Origin of the sequence: Streptomyces sp. NPDC006265 (assembly GCF_040613555.1) — a bacterium.
Classification (GTDB): Bacteria; Actinomycetota; Actinomycetes; order Streptomycetales; family Streptomycetaceae; genus Streptomyces.
Genome location: NZ_JBEXSH010001263.1, coordinates 1 through 1,891, shown reverse-complemented (window position 1 = coordinate 1,891; position 1,891 = coordinate 1). Strand labels below are relative to the sequence as shown.

Genomic DNA, 1,891 nt, shown 5'->3' with positions numbered 1-1,891 from the left:
GCCGCCCCCGCGCCCCCCACCCTCCCACCAGAGCTGCCCGGCGCTCCGGGCCGGCTCCCCCCCGCCCCGCCGCCCCCCCCCGACCTGGGAACGACCGTGGGCGCCGAACTCCTACAACACCCGGGTCACGGCAGAAGCGCCGTGGAGGACGGCACCTGACACGGCGCGCAGCCCGGCACTCGCCGAATGGGCCGCGACAGTCCGAACGCGCACGATATGGATCAGACAGCTCGCCCTTCCTGCACGGTACGAGGTGCGCCGGCGTGCCTGGCTTGAGAGCACCGCTGGCGAAGATCGACAGATCGCCGTGGAGACAAACCGCCAGCAGCTTGGCGCCGGTGCGGCAACGTCCGGTTCGTTCCGTGAATCCATACAGCCCTCACGTCCTCCAAATGAGTGCTGTGTCGGCTGAAACCGTCCTGCTTGCCACAGTGGCGGGCATAGAAGAAGAAGCCGCCGACCGAGCCGGCCGGCCTCCAATGGTCTGCACCGGCACCGCAGCGAAGGGCAGGACGTTGGCACTGAATTCCCCTGTAGACCTCTCCGGACGATGTGCCGTGGTCACCGGCGGAGCCCGGGGCCTGGGAGCATCGATCGTCCACCGACTGGCCCGTGCGGGAGCCAGCGTGTGCGTTGCCGACGTACGCCGCGAAGAGGGCGAGAAGGTATGCGCGGCGCTGACGGTCGACGGACACGACGCCCGCTTCATGGAACTCGATGTCCGAGACGCCGACTCCGTCGCCGCCGCCGTGCAGGAACTTGCGCGGGCTGCGTGGGAGGTGGACATCCTCGTCAACAACGCCGCCGTTGACGTCACCAAGCCGATCGAGCATCTGACCGCGGAGGAAGTCACCCGGGTCGTCTCCACCAATCTTCTCGGCCCGATGTACCTGTGCCTGGAGATCTACCGGCGCATGGTGGCACGCGGCGAGGGGCACATCGTCAACATCCTTTCCACCGCGGCCAATCGCACATGGACCGAGGCCGGCCCTTACTCGGCGAGCAAAACAGGACTGCGTGCCTTTACCCACACGCTGTTCCAGGAAGCTCAGCGCGACTGCCTGGGCATCGGAGTGACCGGCATCATCGCCGGTGGCATGGAGACGCCTTTCATCATGGAACGCTTTCCCGACGCCGATACTTCCAAGCTCCAAAGCCCGGACGTGGTCGCCGACGCAGTCCTGTGCGCACTATCCGTCCAGCCCGGCAGCGCGGTGCCGGAGATGGTGGTCATCCCCCTCAATGAGCCTTCCTGGCCATGACTGTGTCCACGCTGAACGAACCTGTAACGCCGGCCTTCATCGCGCTGTCCAAGGAACCGCAAGAAATGGGTGAGGGTCTCTACTCGCCGGTGTGGCATACCCGTCTCGCGATCCTCGCTCTTGTTGAATCCACCGGCAGGCGAGGACCCAAGGCGGCACGCGGCGGGCAGCCCGCCTTCACTACGGCTCAGTAACGGAGAGGTAACCATGGCAGACATCAGCCCAATCGACATGCAAAAAGCTCTCAAAGGCGCCAACTACCCGGTCGGCCGCAACGACCTCGTGGCCCTGGCCAAGCAAAACGGTGCGGACAACGATCTCATCGAGAAGCTGTCCAATTGTGGAGCCGAGCAGTTTGACGGCCCCAACGACGTTCAGAAAGCCGTGTTCGACGGAGAGTAGTCGTGCGCTAAGCAGTCGGCGCCGCTGTCCTCTCGCCGCGCTGTTCAGGTGCACGGGCTGACGTTGGCGATCAGCTCCTCACGCCCCGGCTGGTGTGGCGAGGCTGCATTCGCCCGGGCGGGGCGCGAATCGCGCGATGCCAGGTACCGAGCATGCGGTCGGCGCGGCGGGTGCCGGCTGTGATGGAGAGGTCCGGCATGGACGCTTCGGTGGACCGCATCGCGCAG

Annotated in this window: 2 protein-coding genes; both read left to right on the top strand. The window is 66.2% G+C overall.

What is annotated here, in order from left to right; all coding sequences use genetic code 11:
- The first annotated feature begins 392 nt into the window (after positions 1–392).
- Positions 393–1,262 (top strand): SDR family oxidoreductase, encoded by an 870-nt coding sequence (locus ABZ281_RS47855; protein ID WP_356664960.1) that lies wholly within the window; start codon positions 393–395, stop codon positions 1,260–1,262.
- Positions 1,263–1,469: 207 nt separating this feature from the next.
- Positions 1,470–1,664, top strand: a complete 195-nt coding sequence (locus ABZ281_RS47850) for a DUF2795 domain-containing protein (RefSeq protein ID WP_356664958.1) — start codon at positions 1,470–1,472, stop codon at positions 1,662–1,664.
- The last annotated feature ends 227 nt before the right edge of the window (positions 1,665–1,891 follow it).